18 protein-coding genes are annotated in these 15787 nt (G+C 46.1%); 3 read left to right on the top strand and 15 right to left on the bottom strand.

The window, feature by feature from the left end; all coding sequences use genetic code 11:
- Window position 1: 1 nt before the first annotated feature.
- From H6629_01350 to H6629_01290, 13 genes are all read right to left on the bottom strand, one after another.
- Window positions 2-847, bottom strand: a complete 846-nt coding sequence (locus H6629_01350) for a DUF350 domain-containing protein (protein ID MCB9066443.1) — start codon at window positions 845-847, stop codon at window positions 2-4.
- A gap of 3 nt (window positions 848-850) precedes the next feature.
- On the bottom strand, window positions 851-1033 hold the full coding sequence (locus H6629_01345) for a hypothetical protein (GenBank protein ID MCB9066442.1): 183 nt from the start codon (window positions 1031-1033) through the stop codon (window positions 851-853).
- A 15-nt stretch (window positions 1034-1048) separates the two neighbouring features.
- Window positions 1049-1765 carry a hypothetical protein gene (locus H6629_01340; protein MCB9066441.1) on the bottom strand — a complete coding sequence of 239 codons (717 nt, stop codon included), beginning with the start codon at window positions 1763-1765 and terminating at the stop codon, window positions 1049-1051.
- A gap of 111 nt (window positions 1766-1876) precedes the next feature.
- A complete protein-coding gene (locus H6629_01335; GenBank protein MCB9066440.1) occupies window positions 1877-2440 on the bottom strand; it encodes a DUF4178 domain-containing protein in 564 nt (187 codons plus the stop codon).
- 32 nt (window positions 2441-2472) lie between these two features.
- The gene (locus H6629_01330; protein MCB9066439.1) at window positions 2473-2919 is read right to left on the bottom strand and encodes a hypothetical protein; all 447 of its coding nucleotides are present in this window, start codon (window positions 2917-2919) and stop codon (window positions 2473-2475) included.
- A 175-nt stretch (window positions 2920-3094) separates the two neighbouring features.
- Window positions 3095-4639: a flotillin gene (locus H6629_01325; GenBank protein ID MCB9066438.1), complete on the bottom strand. Its 1545-nt coding sequence runs from the start codon at window positions 4637-4639 to the stop codon at window positions 3095-3097.
- Window positions 4640-4694: 55 nt separating this feature from the next.
- Window positions 4695-4874, bottom strand: coding sequence for a hypothetical protein (locus H6629_01320; GenBank protein MCB9066437.1), 180 nt, complete (start codon window positions 4872-4874; stop codon window positions 4695-4697).
- A gap of 11 nt (window positions 4875-4885) precedes the next feature.
- Window positions 4886-5083, bottom strand: a complete 198-nt coding sequence (locus H6629_01315; protein MCB9066436.1) for a hypothetical protein — start codon at window positions 5081-5083, stop codon at window positions 4886-4888.
- Between the two features lie 50 nt (window positions 5084-5133).
- Window positions 5134-5754 carry a hypothetical protein gene (locus H6629_01310; protein MCB9066435.1) on the bottom strand — a complete coding sequence of 207 codons (621 nt, stop codon included), beginning with the start codon at window positions 5752-5754 and terminating at the stop codon, window positions 5134-5136.
- Between the two features lie 58 nt (window positions 5755-5812).
- The gene (locus H6629_01305) at window positions 5813-6535 is read right to left on the bottom strand and encodes a PspA/IM30 family protein (protein MCB9066434.1); all 723 of its coding nucleotides are present in this window, start codon (window positions 6533-6535) and stop codon (window positions 5813-5815) included.
- 50 nt (window positions 6536-6585) lie between these two features.
- Entirely contained in the window at window positions 6586-7119 is a 534-nt protein-coding gene (locus tag H6629_01300; protein MCB9066433.1) for a hypothetical protein, read from the bottom strand.
- Between the two features lie 16 nt (window positions 7120-7135).
- Complete coding sequence (locus H6629_01295) at window positions 7136-7555, bottom strand: hypothetical protein (protein MCB9066432.1); 420 nt, start codon at window positions 7553-7555, stop codon at window positions 7136-7138.
- Window positions 7556-7818: 263 nt separating this feature from the next.
- Window positions 7819-8784 carry a sigma 54-interacting transcriptional regulator gene (locus H6629_01290; protein ID MCB9066431.1) on the bottom strand — a complete coding sequence of 322 codons (966 nt, stop codon included), beginning with the start codon at window positions 8782-8784 and terminating at the stop codon, window positions 7819-7821.
- 138 nt (window positions 8785-8922) lie between these two features.
- Here H6629_01290 and H6629_01285 point away from each other — a divergent pair, with 138 nt between their 5' ends.
- On the top strand, window positions 8923-9600 hold the full coding sequence (locus H6629_01285; GenBank protein ID MCB9066430.1) for a phosphoribosylanthranilate isomerase: 678 nt from the start codon (window positions 8923-8925) through the stop codon (window positions 9598-9600).
- 50 nt (window positions 9601-9650) lie between these two features.
- Window positions 9651-10691 carry a peptidase M14 gene (locus H6629_01280; protein ID MCB9066429.1) on the top strand — a complete coding sequence of 347 codons (1041 nt, stop codon included), beginning with the start codon at window positions 9651-9653 and terminating at the stop codon, window positions 10689-10691.
- Window positions 10692-10713: 22 nt separating this feature from the next.
- Here H6629_01280 and H6629_01275 read toward each other — a convergent pair whose 3' ends face one another.
- Window positions 10714-13398: a DEAD/DEAH box helicase family protein gene (locus H6629_01275; protein ID MCB9066428.1), complete on the bottom strand. Its 2685-nt coding sequence runs from the start codon at window positions 13396-13398 to the stop codon at window positions 10714-10716.
- 105 nt (window positions 13399-13503) lie between these two features.
- On the opposite strand from H6629_01275, the gene H6629_01270 reads away from it, so the two are divergent.
- On the top strand, window positions 13504-14250 hold the full coding sequence (locus H6629_01270) for an HAD-IIA family hydrolase (protein ID MCB9066427.1): 747 nt from the start codon (window positions 13504-13506) through the stop codon (window positions 14248-14250).
- 67 nt (window positions 14251-14317) lie between these two features.
- On the opposite strand, the gene H6629_01265 is transcribed toward H6629_01270, so the two are convergent.
- Window positions 14318-15766: an alpha/beta fold hydrolase gene (locus H6629_01265; GenBank protein ID MCB9066426.1), complete on the bottom strand. Its 1449-nt coding sequence runs from the start codon at window positions 15764-15766 to the stop codon at window positions 14318-14320.
- Between the last annotated feature and the right edge of the window lie 21 nt (window positions 15767-15787).

The raw sequence follows: 15787 nt of genomic DNA, 5'->3' as shown, positions 1-15787 counted from the left end.
GCTATATAACCCAACCAATCAAAAACGACGCACCGATATAGGCAAACGCTTCCACCGCACCGGCACCGATATTCGGATTTGTCTGGTTCACCAGTTCATCGGTAAGTTTTTCGCCGGGGAGCAACACTTTGTCGGTCAGAAAGCGCAAAACCGGCAGCAGCACCAGTCCGAATATGACGAATCCGAAAAACGTGGTGAGATTCTGTTGCCACGAAATAAAATCGCCGGTGGAGCCGATGCGCAAGATGTTGCCGATGGCGATCAGCACACCCGCAAACGCAACGCCCACAGCAACGTTATCTTTTTCGATTTCCGCGTGCAGATCGAACGGCAGAATTTTGGCGTAAACAATGCCTGCGACAATCAGCACGGCTTGTCCCAAAATCCAGAATGTGAGCGCAGTTGCCCAGCCGCCGTAATCGCCGCTCATCGCGCCGGCGATAATCATGCCCACAGCAATGTGGTTGGCCGCTTCCACAACGCCCGTTCCGGCGTTCTGATCATCGATAATTTCTTTGATATTGTCAAATTTGCTGAGGATGATTTTGTCATTGATTTTAATCGAAAAATTCATCAGGACAATCGAAATAATGCCGTAAAAAAATATTTCGAACAGATCGATGAACAATCCTGCGGATTCGCTGGAAAGCACGCCACCCAACGCGATAATCAGCCCGAAATAGTAGCCGATCACTGCCAGCGCCATCGCCAGATTATCTTTTTTCACCAATTCATCGCGCAAATTGATGCGCGGATTGGTTATTCCATAAACCACTTTTCCCAGCCAAAAAAGTATAAACACTGCAATAAGGTAAATTAGTCCGGATATGGTTTGGTCTAAAGTCATTTTTTACTCCGTTTTATCATTTCGGGATTTTACTGTGCCGATTGCCAGACCGATCACAAGACCCAACGAGATGCCAAGCCCGATATTATCCATCGAAACGCCCATTGCCGTTCCGATAGCGATGCCAACGGCAACCCATTTTCCCATTTCTTTTTTATTGTCCTGATTTTGATCGTTATGTTTCATTATTTCCTCATTTGTTTATTTTCCAAAACCACCGCTGCGGCTTCGGGATTTACTCATATTACTGCGGCGTGTGCGTTGTTTCAGCTTATCCGTAAAGGATTGTTTGGACGCCTGCTCGCGCATTTGGCGGCGTTGGAAAAATGTTGGATTCGTTTTTTTCGTTGCGGTTCCGTCGGTGCCCCACTGGCGATTTTTGCCGAAATACGGCTGATTGTTGCGCCGGGAGGTGCGGTAATCGCGCCAGTCATCCTGATAAATCGGGCGATTCCAGCCGCCGAGCAGCGCCTGCAACATGGCATATTTTCCGTAAAATTCCCAAAAGCTGTTGCCGGAGTTATCGGTTCGCCATTGGCCGTAGCGTTCATCGCCAACATATTGGTAGCCCGGCGGTTGCGGAGAGTCGCTCACATCACCTTCAGCAGATTTGGATGCAATTGTCATTCCCAAATACCGTTGGTAATTGCTGAAAAAATCTTCATCTACCAAAATCCATTCTGTTTGATTGGTGAAATATGCCAGCGAATCACCGGCTTTTTCCGCATGAATAATTTTATATTGATGAAAGTAATCCTTAAAAAAAGTGCCTTCCATTTTCATATCTTCCAGAATAATGGAATATTCCGGATAATCGTCCAGCTCGCGTTGCATTTTCTCAACCGGATTCGATGCGCCGCAGCTCGACAGCAGCAACGCAACAATTCCGAAAAGTGCAAATGTAATTGTTTTTTTCAAAACAAACCCCTTTTTTAAGTGTTTGTATTTTATTGATTTAGAAATGTTGTTTTTTATTGTTTAATATTGAAAAAGTCAAAAAATTTACTTTATCCTTTATCCATGCTTCCGTCAAGCTTGTGCGTCCCCCGACGGCAGGATGTTGCTAAACATAAATTCTTCCACATAATAGCCTTGCGATGCTTCAAAATCATCCTCGCCCCATTGCTCGATGCTCACAAAATTTTCATCGTCATCATCAATATATTCCCATGCGATGATACCCTGACCCTGTTGTTGAGTGTTGCCACCGGGATAATAATAGACCGAACCGGATTCATCCAGATAAAACGTTTTTTCCTTCACGGAAATTTGCCCCGGCGGATCGTCGAAATCTTTGACGTGCTGGCGGACATCTTCCGCAATTGCGCCGATTGGCAGCTTTTTGCTGACGGTCCATTCCACTTCGTCATCTTCGCGTTTTTCCAGCCAGATTTTTTCGCGACCGGAGGTCAGTTCCCATTCCTCGCTCCATAAGCCGTCGCCAAAATCGTATTTATTGTATGCGGTAACCTGCCAGGTTTTCAGATCAAATTCAACAAAATACCCGACCTTCATTTTTGAAAGTGTCAAGTCCCGTAGTGGATCAAATTCTTCACCTTCTTTTTTTCCTTTGAAAAAATTTGTGAATCCCAATACTGTGCTCCTTTCAAATATTTTGAGTCTAATTATTTGTTTTTAAGATACTTATAATTGAACCAGCTTTTGTAAAACTCACCATAAGACTGAAAATCTGGTTTAATATAATCATGTCTCCCAATATAAATATCTATTACGAACATGAGTGAATAACCCAAAAGCATAATAATTGCTAATGCGATCGTATCATCTCTGAACCCATGTCGTCCGTAATAATTGAGTGTTAAGATACCTGACATACATGCGCCCCAAACCAAACCCCATAGAACAGCAGTTAGATAAAGTCGAACACGAATGTAATTTCTAATAAAATAGGAAGCCGTAAATGTTGCTATGAAAATTAAAACCGACCAGAATCCTATTTTAATATTATCTACAACTGCACCGTTAAACATCCCCAATAAAAGGCTGATGAATAGCTTTGATAAAATGAGTTTGATTAGTCTCTCTTTTTCGCCTTTTAGCTCTATCTTCACGGCTCAGTGTTTTAGGTTTTTTTCTGTTCATACTTTCATCAACCCGGCAGAAATAGTCTTGTTCTTTTTCATTTTTTGAAAAATTCGATGTATTTCTAAATATTTGTTTTCGTTTGTTTTAACACACCATCAGCGCGGAACAAGCGTTTCATGCTGATGGTGCGGTTTTTTTAACCTACTTCTCATCATCTTTCGCTTTGTCGTGCTCACCGTTGTGGTGGACAATCTGACCAATTTCCGGTTTCTGTTTGAACTGGTTGAGGATGTTCACACCGGTGGCGTTTTCGATCTGTTCCGCCAGCGAAACCACTGCTGCGGGCAACTGGTTGATGAAATTTGCCACGCCGTGGCTGCCGTTTCCGCCGCTGTCGATCACACTCACTTTGTCGATCGTGACCTTGTTCACCGTGTCGGACAGTTGTTTGATAATATCCGGCAACATGTTCAGCATGAATACTTTTTCGCCTTCACCTTTGGCGCTGAGGTAGGTTTTGATCATCTGATCCAGCACTTCGATGTTCGCTTTACCTTTCTCGAGAATCGGCGCAGCTTCGCCGCGTGCTTCCAGCTCCATCGCTTCTTTTTTGGCTTTTGCGGGTTCGATAACGTCTGCCATCAGGCGTTTTTGTTGCAGCAGAATGCGTTCTTCTTCCATATCCTGTTCGTATTTTGCCTGGGCTTTTTGTCCGGCAACTTCCGCTTCTTTTTCCATGATAATGGCTTCGCGTTCCAGTTCCGCTTTTTTCATACGCAGATTGTTGTTCTCAGTTTCGATCTGTTGATCTGCAATAGCGCGAGATACCTTAACCTCTTGATCTGCCTTAATTTGCGATGTGCGAATTTCCTGATCAGCCATTGCTTTTGCGACCTCAGCTTTCCGCAGTGATGTCGCTTCCGCTTCCTTTGCGACGGCTTCCTGCTCCGCTTCCGCCTGACGGGCTGCGGCATCGGCGCGGGCTTTGGCCATCTTCACTTCGCGATCCGCAGAAATTTGCGCCGCTTTAATTTCCTGATCTGCTTTGGCTTTGGCAATTTCCGCAAACTGGCGTGCTTCCGCTTCTGCCTGTTCCGCTTCGGCGGCTTTTGCGGCTTCTGCCATTCGTGCGGTTGAGAGCACTTCGGCGGTTTTGCGGCGACCGATCGAATCGAGATATCCCGCTTCGTCCGCGACATTCTGAATTTTCAGCGTATCGAGTTGCAAACCGAGTTGGTTCAAATCGTTATCCGCTTCTTCGATAAGGCTTTGGGCAAACTTCAGGCGGTCTTCGTTCACTTCTTCCGGCGTCAGCGATGCCAGCACGCCGCGCAGGTTACCTTCCAGCGTATCTTTCGCAATCTGGTGAATTTCCTGCATCGGTTTCATCAAAAAACGCTCGACCGCGTTGCCGAACGCCGGTTCTGTCGAATCAATTTTGATGTTGGCGATGGCATCCACATTCAACGGAATACCGCCTTTGGAATACGCGTTGCGCACCGAAAGCTCCAGGGGAATCGATTCCAGCGACATGCGGGCTGCTTTTTCCAGCACCGGCATGCGCACCGCGCGACCGCCGCGAATGAGCCGGTAACCGACAATCGATCCGTCCGGCAGTTTACGTTTGCGTCCGGAAAGTATCACAACTTCGTTGGGATGGCAGACAATCAGCAAGCGGCTGACCATCATCACCACAACAACCGCGAGGATAACAACGATAAATATGATAGCACTTATGAAATCCATATCACAACCCTCCTAAAAGTTAAGTTGGTTAAGTTGAATTGCAAACAAATGTTTATTATAGATTTATGTAGCCTGCGTAAATCATCATCAGCGCGACTACCGAATAAGTTCCGATACCAAACCAGTAAAAATAAGGACTGTTACTGCGGCGGGAAACGCCCAATTCCCAAATCAAATTTCCGCGATAGAGACAAACCGCCACATAAGCTAAAATCAGTAAACCAACGTATATCATAGCTAACCTTTCTATGATTTTGGGTGGTGATTTTTTTGTTCAAATTTTCTTCTTTTGGTCATTCCGATGATAAAAAATAAGCCGCCAACGGCGATCATCACCGTGCCAATGGTGCCCGAAGAATCCCCCATTGTGGTGGAAATCGACACACCGAGGGCGATCAAAATCATCGAAAGAAATAATGTGCGGTGGTAATCTTTGGTAATCATGTGACATCCTCCATTATTTTACATCTGCGAATTTATAAATAAACGGGTGATCAAATGGTTGCGGAGTTGATAAAGGCTTCTTCCACAACAAATGCAATACCGTTTTTTACGTGCAAAATGTAAACCGATTCACCAACACTGAACTCATCGCGTTCCGATTCTTCTGCCGTTTGGGCGAGGAGCTGCATGCGTTGTCCGACGGCTTCCAGCGATACTTTGCCGCGATGATCCCGGGAAACGTTGATCGTCACTTTTGCCGGCATGCCAACCAACCGGTCGAGATTCAGCGTTTCGCCCACTTCGGTTGCCGCCAGTTGTTTCATCACCCGATGCATAACGGTTGCCGCCACAAATCCCAGCGTAATGGCTGCGCCAAACGTCAACAAAAAGTTGCTGCCAATCCAGGTGAGCAGGCTGCCGGTGAGCCCGAAAAAGGCCACAAAAAACACAAAATTGCGAAAGCTGAGAAATTTAATGGCTTCCACAGTACCTTCGCCGGAAACTTCGACTTCTGCGGCGTCGGCGTCCATTTCCACATCCGTATCCACGTCGATGTCAGTGTCAACATCCACATCCACATCGGCTTCCGCGTCAGCATCCGCGCCAAAAAACAGGGAGATGATGATAAATAAGCCACCAAATAATAGGCAGGCGAGGTATAGTTTTAACATGGTGATTCTCCCATTGAATTAGCTACTCGAAATTGGTTTTATGATCTGTTTCAATTCGCTACTTTTTTTTGCCGTCACTGAGCATCTTTTTCAGCTTTGCCAATTCGTCTTCCACCGCTTTATTCTGGATCATTTTTTCCAGCTCTTTTTCGCTTTCGGCGTCTGCGGATTTCCCTTCCATCAATTCTTCCATCGCCTCGGCTTCGGCTTCCAATTGCAGAATTTTATCTTTTTGCGCTTCGATGGCGTTGATATTCGCGTCCGCACTATTGGTGGCACCGGTGAGCGCTTCCAACGCATCGCGGGTTTTGCGAATGGCGCCGGTGGCGTTCATTTTGCGTTCGGCGGCGAGTTTACGGCGAATCAATTCCTCTTTTTGGCGACGGGCAATTTGCACCTGGTCTTCCAGTTTTACCAAATCCTGTTTCATTTTTTCGGCAAGATAAGTTGCTGTTTCTACTTCATTTGCGAGTTGGCTGTTCTCTTTCTCGACATCGATTTTTTGTTCCAGCAATTTGCGCGCTAAATCTTCGTTTCCGTTTTCCAGCGCGAGTGTGGCTTTTTGCTGGAGATCAGCGGATTTTTCATTGAGCAGCTGCATTTTCTTTTCCAGCAATTTGCGGGCGCCAACGGCTTTTACGGTTTCGCGGCGCAATTCGATGATGCTTTCTTCCATTTCACGAATGATTTGGCGAACCATCACTTCCGGGTCTTCGGCTTTATCCAGCATCGAATTGACGTTGGCTTCGACCAATTTTGTGATTCTTTGAAAAATATTCATGATAAAATCCTCCGAAAAATGAGTGTTGTAAGTGTAATATTATTAAACATTTATTTGTCTATTTTTTCAGCGAGAGCGCTCCGCAGTGCAGCTTCAAATTCTGTCGCTTTTTGCGAGCCGATCAACAATTTTTCGCCATTACGAAACACAAATTGAACACCGTGATTTCCGCTGACCGTGTAGGCTTTGCCGCCTTTCCAGCCCAATCGTACGCCCCAACCACCGTATTCGCCGAGCGGATTGTATTTCCGCGCTTCAAATTCCCGGATTTTCGAGAGCGGTATTTCCCGTTTCGTGAATGGGAAAAAACGGATAAGCAGCATTTCCGAATCGATGCGAACGATTAATTTGCTTTTCCAAAACAACCAAATAATGCCGCTGCAAATCAACACCATCAACGGCATGAACCAGATGGCCATCGCGTTCGGCATCGGTTTGCTGCCAACCGGAATTCCGAAAACCAGTTGCGAAATCATCACATAAATCAAAAACAGTGTAATCGGCGCCACCGTAATGCCGAGCAGCGCCATCAGCCAGGGTTGGCGAAATTGCTGCTCTTCTTCAAATAGCGGTACTGTTTTCATGATGTGCTCCGTTTGCTCAGGATAAATTGTGTTTATTTGATTCTGTAACCGTCACCCGTTCAACGACAATGCCGTCATCCGAAAATCCTACGATCAGTCCGCATTGCAAGTTTAATCTTTTCAGCTCTTTACGAAAATTTAAAATATCGTTTTCGGGAATCACATTACCATTAATAGTTCGCACCAGCATGTTGCCAAAGCAGAGATAATCCTTTTTTAGCCTTCGCGAGGGCAGGTCTTCTTCCGGCTGCGGTTCTTCTTTCTTGAAGCGAATATGATCCGCTTCAAATTCGCGTTGTAATGCATCCAGATAATTTTTTTGATCGGAAACATTGCCCAACCGGTAGTGAACGCGCTTTGCAGCCCGCACAACCAGCAATGTTTTTGCTTCCAGAATGTTCTTCATTTCATATTGAAAACGGTCTTGCTGCACCATAACACACCCCAAAAAACTCAAGCTTGTTCGTTGAAAAAGATATTTCTCAGCAATTGCCGCGGATAAACCGGAAATCTTCCGGTGAGAAAATCTGCCCGACAATTTCTGGAAATCTGTTTCATATTGTCATTTATTTTGGTCATTTAACAGCCCCTTCACAGGCTTCATGCCATAATATTGCAATCTGAATGCCAAAATAAATCTATTGTTTTTATTGAACTTATGAAATCGGGTTGGTGTATTGCGCCAACGGTGTCGGTGTTTTACACCAGATAATCTTCCAACTTGTATTTTTTGTAGAAGTGGCGGAACTGGTCGTAAGACATCCCAAGATTTTCGGCTGCGGCGCGCTGGTTGCCATCAAAATCTTTCAGCGAGTTGAGCAACAGGTTGATTTCGTACGCGCGCACTTTTTCGTAGAAATTACCGCGGATCGGTTCCACAGATGTAATTTCGATCGGCAGTTCCGATGCGTTGATGGTACCGTCTTCGTCGGAAATATAAATGCGCTCGATGATGTTTTTGAGCTGCCGGATGTTCCCCGGCCAATGGTAATTCTGGAGTTCCTGAATCGCGGAAGGCGTAAACGATTTGTGTTCGAGGTTGGGAATTTCTTTGTGGAGTTGACAAATGAAGTGTTCGATCAGCGATGGGATATCTTCCCGTCGTTTTCGCAGCGGTGGCAAAGTGAGCACCGCAAACGATAACCGGTCATACAAATCCGGCAAAAATTCTGATTTTTCCATGAGTTGATCGAGATTGGCGTTGGTTGCGGCAATAATCCGCACATCCACCGAAATCGGTTTGCTGCCGCCGAGCCGTTCAAATTGTTGATATTCGATCACGCGAAGCAATTTTTCCTGAACCGCACGGCTCATATTCGCCACTTCGTCCAAAAACAGCGTGCCGCCGTCGGCCAGTTCCAGTCTGCCGGGACGCGAATCAACAGCGCCGGTGTACGCGCCTTTTTCCCGGCCAAACATTTCCGCAGCAAACAAATCTTCCTGAAACGCAGCACAATTGACCACAACATACGGTTGTTTTTTCCGGTCGCTTTCCAAATGAATGGCGCGCGCCAGCAATTCCTTGCCCGTTCCGCGTTCGCCCTGAATCATGATCGGGCGGGGAATTTTTGCCAGCATTCGCGCTTCTTCAATCACTTGTTTAAATGTGACGGCGCTGCCGATGCCAAATATTTCGTCCAGTTGTGTTTCGGAGATTGTTCTCATTTTCTTCGCTGCAGTTTGTTTTATCGTAATAAATTTAAAGATAAATGTTACTTAAGCGTTAGCAAAAAAGCAAACGGTTGCCGCATGCGAATGCGGAATCCCGGTTGTATTTTCTGCCGCAATGGTTTATCTTGCGAAATGAAACATATCATTCAAATTGCCGGCATCATTGATGCTGCGGAAGCGCAACTGCTGCTCGATTCGGGCGTGGATTGGCTCGGCTTTCCGCTGCGATTGACCGTAAATGCGGAAGATATCAACGATGCAGATGCAGCGGCGATTATCGCCAATCTACCGGAAAATCGTTCTGGCGTGTTGATTACCTATCTCAACACGGCGGCGGAAATTTTGGAATTGTGCAAAATGCTGCACGCCAAAACCGTGCAAATTCATGGAAATATTGAACTTGCAGAATTGCAACAATTGCGGAAATCCGCGCCGGATGTGTTTATTTTAAAAAGCCTCATCGTTCGCGGGGATAATTTGAGCGAGTTGGAAAACATGACCCAAACACTCGCGCCGTTGGTCGATGGTTTTATTACGGATACGCACGATCCGGCAACGGGCGCGGATGGTGCCACCGGGAAAACCCACGATTGGCAAATCAGCCGGAAACTCGTGGAGATTTCCCCAAAACCGCTGATGCTCGCCGGCGGACTGACACCCGAAAACGTGTTCGATGCGATTCGCATCGTTCGTCCGGCTGCGGTGGATGTGCACACCGGCGTCGAGGCTGAGGACGGTCGGAAATCTGCTGAAAAGGTGGCAACATTTGTCCGCGAAGCGAGACGCGGTTTTGCGTTGTTCGGCGGATAATTTTTTACAAAAATCGGAAACCAATAAACGGTCTATCACAAGGTGATTCAATGCTAAAACGTTTCAAATTACCGGAAAATTTTCGCGAAAGCGATGCCGTTCGCGATGAAATCAAACAGTCGTGCGCTGCAAATAGCGATATTGCCGAATATCGCGTTGCCGGAAAGAGCGAGGGCGGTCGTCCGGTTGACGCGGTAATTTTGGGCAACGGCGCCAAAACCGTCAGCCTGATTGCCGGATCGCATTCCGATGAGCCGGTTGGGCCGGAAACGCTGCGCATGTTTATTTGCGAAATACTGCGCCATCGCGAAGCGTTCGCCGATATTCTGGCGGATTTCCGGTTTGTAATTTTTCCGCATATCAACCCGGATGGCGAGGCAAAAAATCAATCTTGGATTCGCAAATGGCCGGATGTTTCTGAATTTATTCACCACGTTTTTCGGGAACAGCCCGGACAGGATATCGAGTTCGGCTATCCGGAAATGCGGTCGGAAAACCGGTTGGCAACGGAAATCTGGCGGGAATTTGGGCCGTTTGATTTGCACATCAGTCTGCACGGAATGGCGTTTTCGGAAGGCGCAATGTTGCTCATCGACCGCAACTGGATTGAGCGAACGGAACGCATTCAGCAAAAATTTGTGCTGCTCGCCAACGAACTCGGATTGCGGCGACACGATCACGACAGGGGCGGGGAGAAAGGGTTTGATTATATCGCTCCGGGATTTACCACCACACCGGAAGGCCGGGCGATGCAAGCGTATTTTCTGTCGCAAAACGATCCGCAAACTGCTGAAAAATTTCACCTTAGCTCGATGGAATTTATCCGCTCGCTCGGTGGCGATCTGCTGTGTTTGGTAACCGAACTGCCGTTGTTTATTGTAGAAAATCCTTCGCTGAAATATACCGGTACGCCGGAGCGATATCTTGCTTTCAAAGAAAAATTGCCGGCGTTGCGCCTCAAATTGGCAAATGGCGAATCCATTGCAAAAGAGATCAAAGAGTTCGGGCTGAAACCGCTGGATTTTCAAAATGCGGTGCGCTTTCAATTGAAAGTGATTCAGTGGGGATTGGATACGGTTCGGGTTTCATGATTGATGAACAACCGGCAATGTTTTATTTCCAAATCCGTTGCCGGTCTATCTTTTTCTGGCGTAACATTTTCAACGATTGAATTCTTGCCTGCAATAAATATTGGCGACCCTCAATTGTTCTTGTAAAAATCAACCTGGCTTTGCCAATTTCCTTTTCCCAATAAGCAATCAAATTTTCTGCAGATGATTTGTGTTTTGCCAATATTTTTGGGACGGTGTAAAATTCATTATTGCGTGGTTTTCTGTCATTTAACAACGCAATCAAATATCGCGGGTTATCAACAGGAGAAAGCATCTCGTGAACAGCATCCAGAAATGTAGCTTTTTCGTGGGAATTTCCACCAATCAGATAACAGGTTATTTCTTCTGAGTTTATGTATTTTATAACGATTTTTAGTTGCTCCAATGGCGTACGGATGAAACCGCTATCAAATAGCGATTTTAATAAAATATTTGCTATCAACTCAACACTTTTGGGTTCTGGTCCGGATGTAAAATAATGCCAAATTTGCCGGGCTGTTATCGGCAAAAGGTAGATGTTTGCCAATCCCGATCCCATTAAAAATACTACACTTAGCCCTTCAGCGGATGTGCCTCCCAAAGCCAGGTAAGCAAGAAAAGTTGTCAAAAAACTGCCCGCTGTGATACCCGCCAGCATTGCTTTTTTTCGCAAATAGCGTATACCAACACCGCTCCTTACAGACTGTTTTGGGGCGTTAATTTCTTCGACCATATTGGCTTTCATGTTACCGGTTGCGAGTGCGGCAGTCCATTTCTTGCGAATTTGGTGCCGCTGCGTTGCTATCGCGAGCATCTGTTGATTGATTTTTGCAACTGTATTTTCATTTAGGTTTAATTCACCCATTCGTTGAATACCGTTGGCAATTTCCGGATCATTATTTGAAATTCCCACAAACGCCTTAAACCGACGTTTGAGTATCATAAAATCGCTGCCGCCGTTGCTCAATTCTTTTTCCGCGCACACCAAATGCCAGATATTTGCAACTTTTTCCGGATCATTTTTTAATATGCGTATTGCCCTGCCACGCATTTGGTTGGAGAGCACGAATGATCCAACGGTGGTTGCTAAAATAAGTGTGTTGATTGCCGGTGCATCCCACCCTTCTCCGAGTAACGATTTCGTTCCGACAATAATGTTTAGTTGACCAGTTGCGAAAAGGTGAGTGATGATTCGGACGATGTGCTGTTGTTTGCCGGAAAACGATTCAATCCGCAAAAATCCCGGATCGTGTGCGAGCGGGAAAGTGCGGAAATCGTTTCTAGCGATTCCAAATTCAATGGCTGCAATTTCAAATTCGCCGAAAACGGTTTCCGGGATGATCACCAACGAACCACTGAGGGCGCAAATCTGAATATCGTCTATAAATTCCCGCCGTAACTGTTCAAAAATTGGTACAACACCCAAACGCTTCATTCCAATATCAGGGAATTCAAAAGTTGGCATATCCGATTTTCGGATAAAATCCGTTAAAATTACCAACCGCAGCCGCTGGCGCAACACCTTATATTCCTCTCGAAAAATTGATACAATGCTGTCCAGTTTGCTCACGCTGCTGTTTAACGCTTTCTGAATTATCTCAGAATCCTGCAATGTCACTTTGCGTCGATAAATTGCACCAGCTTGTTTAAGAAGCTTTTGCCATTTGCTCAACACAGCATCAACGGGTTGATAATGCTCATGATCGTTGTAAAAAATATGCGTTAGAAAAATTTCCAGCCATTCGAGGTCCAGCTTGGGAATATCTGAAATTTCAAATTGATAAATATCTATGTTCTCTTGATTTATGAGATGCCCGGTATGTTTCAGATAAATCAGCATACTGGAATAATAATCCGGTTTATCCAGAATGGCTTCGATATTTTTGAACGGAAATTGAATCCATGGATGAGCCAAAACGAGGTCACTTAATTCCGGCGACAGCTCAATCTCTTCCTGAATTTGCATGACTGCGTTCTGAAATTCCCGGATAGTTTGTGTCTCTGCCTCGCTGGGAGTCGAGAAATATATGAAATCCTGATGTGGTGATAAATCACCGGATATCATTAGTTCCGGCACAGAAATTTCAGCATCAACCTCGCCGCAAAGGTCTTGATAGCGTTGCCATTCCGCATAAGAAACATCGTATGGCGGTGTTGCGGTTAAGGCAACAATATGTGGTTGGGGAATATGTTCGACAAAACTCATCAGACTTTTCCACCACTCATTTTTGAGGTGATGCGCTTCATCGACAATGATTGTTGAAATCCCTAATTTCTCGATTGCGGTTAAAAACGTTTTTGTTTTGTTTGATCCGGAAATAGGCGGGTTATGATCAGATTCAATGGGTGCCGGATCCTTTTTCATTCCGGACATCACTGCGTGCAAGCCCTGATAAGTAGAAACAGTTACAAATTTGGGATTGTGAATAGAGTGCGAAATCCAGTCCGGGCGGTTGTTTGTTTGCAAAAAATCTGTCATCAGCCGTTCGATCCATTGATTGCGTATCGTGATTGTTGGAGAAAGAATCAGCGTTGGACGGCCAATGCGCAACATAGCCTCGATCCCCAAAACGGTTTTTCCCGAACCCGGTGGAGCAATCACATGCAATTTTCGATCATTAAGATGAGATGCGAGTTCATCCAAAACCCGTTGCTGGTAATTGCGCCACGGATGCCGGAACTGGATGCTTTTTGGAAAACAATCCATGATAAGTCTCATGTGAACAGATTATTATTGAGTTGTAGAATGCAAACATCTATTTGTAAGTTTAACGATTGAAACGAACAATTGCAATATTGATCTGGGAGCAAAATGAAAAACGTCATCTGCGACATTGACGGGGTGTTACTGCACAACAACGCACTGATTCCCGGTGCGGATAAATTTATTGCACGACTGTTGAAACAGGGCAACCCATTGGTGATTTTGACCAATTATCCGTCGCAAACGCAACAGGATTTGCAAAACCGGCTGGCGTCTGCGGGCATCAAAGTTCCGGCGGAAAATTTATACACATCGGCAATGGCAACTGCGGATTTTCTGGAAAAACAGGACGGGAGAAAAGCATATGTTATCGGTGAGGGCGCTTTAACGCATGAATTGTATAAAATCGGTTTTACGATTACGGATATCGATCCTGATTTTGTAATTGTCGGGGAAACGCGATCATACAATTGGGAAATGATCCGGAAGGCATCTTACCATATTATGGAAGGTGCACGGTTTATCGGCACCAATCCGGACGTTGCCGGACCGAAAGGCTATCCGGCTTGCGGCGCGTTATGTGCGCCGATTGAGCGAATCACCGGCAAAAAACCGCTGTATATGGGCAAACCGAGCGCATGGATTATGCGAGCGGCGCTCAATAATATTGATGCGCATTCGGAAAACACCGTGATTGTCGGGGACAATTTGCAGACAGACATTCTGGCAGGCATTCAAGCCGGACTGGAGACGATTCTGGTGCTCACCGGTGTCAGCACCCGCGAAGATATCGACACAGTTGCATGGCGTCCGCACCATATTTTTGCCTCCGCCGGTGAAATTGATGTGGTTTAGTTCAACAAAAAAGCGTGCAAAACTGCACGCTTTTTTGTAAACATTCATTTTATCCTGCCAAAAGAATCTATTTCACAAACCGTTCGACGATCCATTCTCCCATAAAATCCAGTGCAACCGGGGCAAATGTTTCCTCGATATTGCCATATTCATCCGGTCCGCCGGTGGTCGATGTCTGAAAAAGGTGGTTGAGTTTTAGAAATTCTTTTACGGTTACATCGCTGTTTTTACCGGATTTAAGCGCGGTTTCTATTGCTGCCAGATTTTCCTTTGGTGGCACTTGCAAATCCAGCTCTCCGTTAATTGCCAAAACCGGGCACTGTACTTTTGCAAGCGTCGGTCGCGGATCGTAACTCAAAAAAAAGCGAAACCAGGGATTGGTCAAAATTTGAATGTTTTGCTCGAGCTGCTGTTTGGGATCACCGGATTTTTGCGCTTCAGCTTTTAAAGAATCGCTCATTTTTTCCCAATTTTCATCGAACAAATCGCGCAGTTTTTGGGCTGCTTTTTGATTGTCCGGCTCGGTCTTGATAATTTCATAGGTTTTATGGCTATTTTCTTTGGTAAACGTCAATAATTCTTCACTGAGCCCTGATTGTTTTCCAATAAGTTGATATTGCATTTCCAAAATCTGGTCGCCGGGCAGCCCCGGACCGGCCAGCATTACGATAAACGCGATTGCGTCCGGATGATCGACTGCGACAATCGGCGCGATCAATCCGCCTTCGCTATGCCCGATCAGCCCGATTTTCCCGCGATCAATTTCCCCGCGCGATTGCAAAAATTTCACCGCGGCAAAGGCATCCGTTGCAAAATCTTGGCTGGTTGCTGCGCCAAAATCGCCGGTGGATTTGCCGACACCGCGATCGTCATATCGCAAAACAGCAATGCCGCGCCGTACCAAATCATCGGCAATCACCCAAAACGGTTTGTGCCCGAGCAAAAATTCATCGCGATCTTGCGGGCCGGAGCCGGAAATGAGCACTGCCGCCGGAAAAGGGCCGTCGCCGGTGGGAATGCACAGCGTTCCGGCAAGTTCGATTTTCGCTGGATCATTTTTGAATGTCACATCTTCCGTTTGGTAGGGAAATGGTGGCTGCGGTTCCTGCGGCCGGTTGAGTTTGGTTAGTTCGCTCACTCGCTTCATTTCCAACGGAAATTCCATCCCGCTCTGCTTCCATTTGCCGTCCACTGTGTTGCCGTCCGGCGATAGTGTGCCGCTGTAAGTGCCATTAATTGTTGATACTTCGATAGCCAATTGATCGCCATTCACACTCACATTGCTCACCGGAATGCCGGTTGTCCCCTGATCCGGGCTGTCCATTTCGGCAGTCACTTTTTCGGCGGTTTTCGCGAAACGGAACACCAGCCGCAGCTCCATCGCCTGCACTTTCAATTTGCCTTCCCAGTTGCCTAAAACGGCGTCCGGCACATCCTGCGCGTTGCCGTTTGTGCCGCAGGCAATCACGCCGGCGAGAATTCCGATTGCCAGCAAGGTTGTGATTAACGGTTTCATTTTTTTCTCCGAAGCGTAAAA

Source organism: Calditrichia bacterium, from assembly GCA_020634975.1.
GTDB lineage: Bacteria > Calditrichota > Calditrichia > RBG-13-44-9 > J075 > JACKAQ01.
The sequence above is the reverse complement of the archived record's forward strand: the minus strand, read 5'-3'. Positions and strand labels throughout refer to the sequence as shown.

Coding starts and splice junctions, on each gene's coding strand:
- H6629_01350 (MCB9066443.1), bottom strand. CDS start 847: ATGACTTTAGACCAAACCATATCCGGACTAATTTACCTTATTGCAGTG.
- H6629_01345 (MCB9066442.1), bottom strand. CDS start 1,033: ATGAAACATAACGATCAAAATCAGGACAATAAAAAAGAAATGGGAAAA.
- H6629_01325 (MCB9066438.1), bottom strand. CDS start 4,639: ATGGATTTCATAAGTGCTATCATATTTATCGTTGTTATCCTCGCGGTT.
- H6629_01320 (MCB9066437.1), bottom strand. CDS start 4,874: ATGATATACGTTGGTTTACTGATTTTAGCTTATGTGGCGGTTTGTCTC.
- H6629_01315 (MCB9066436.1), bottom strand. CDS start 5,083: ATGATTACCAAAGATTACCACCGCACATTATTTCTTTCGATGATTTTG.
- H6629_01310 (MCB9066435.1), bottom strand. CDS start 5,754: ATGTTAAAACTATACCTCGCCTGCCTATTATTTGGTGGCTTATTTATC.
- H6629_01305 (MCB9066434.1), bottom strand. CDS start 6,535: ATGAATATTTTTCAAAGAATCACAAAATTGGTCGAAGCCAACGTCAAT.
- H6629_01300 (MCB9066433.1), bottom strand. CDS start 7,119: ATGAAAACAGTACCGCTATTTGAAGAAGAGCAGCAATTTCGCCAACCC.
- H6629_01295 (MCB9066432.1), bottom strand. CDS start 7,555: ATGGTGCAGCAAGACCGTTTTCAATATGAAATGAAGAACATTCTGGAA.
- H6629_01290 (MCB9066431.1), bottom strand. CDS start 8,784: ATGAGAACAATCTCCGAAACACAACTGGACGAAATATTTGGCATCGGC.
- H6629_01285 (MCB9066430.1), top strand. CDS start 8,923: ATGAAACATATCATTCAAATTGCCGGCATCATTGATGCTGCGGAAGCG.
- H6629_01280 (MCB9066429.1), top strand. CDS start 9,651: ATGCTAAAACGTTTCAAATTACCGGAAAATTTTCGCGAAAGCGATGCC.
- H6629_01275 (MCB9066428.1), bottom strand. CDS start 13,398: ATGGATTGTTTTCCAAAAAGCATCCAGTTCCGGCATCCGTGGCGCAAT.
- H6629_01270 (MCB9066427.1), top strand. CDS start 13,504: ATGAAAAACGTCATCTGCGACATTGACGGGGTGTTACTGCACAACAAC.
- H6629_01265 (MCB9066426.1), bottom strand. CDS start 15,766: ATGAAACCGTTAATCACAACCTTGCTGGCAATCGGAATTCTCGCCGGC.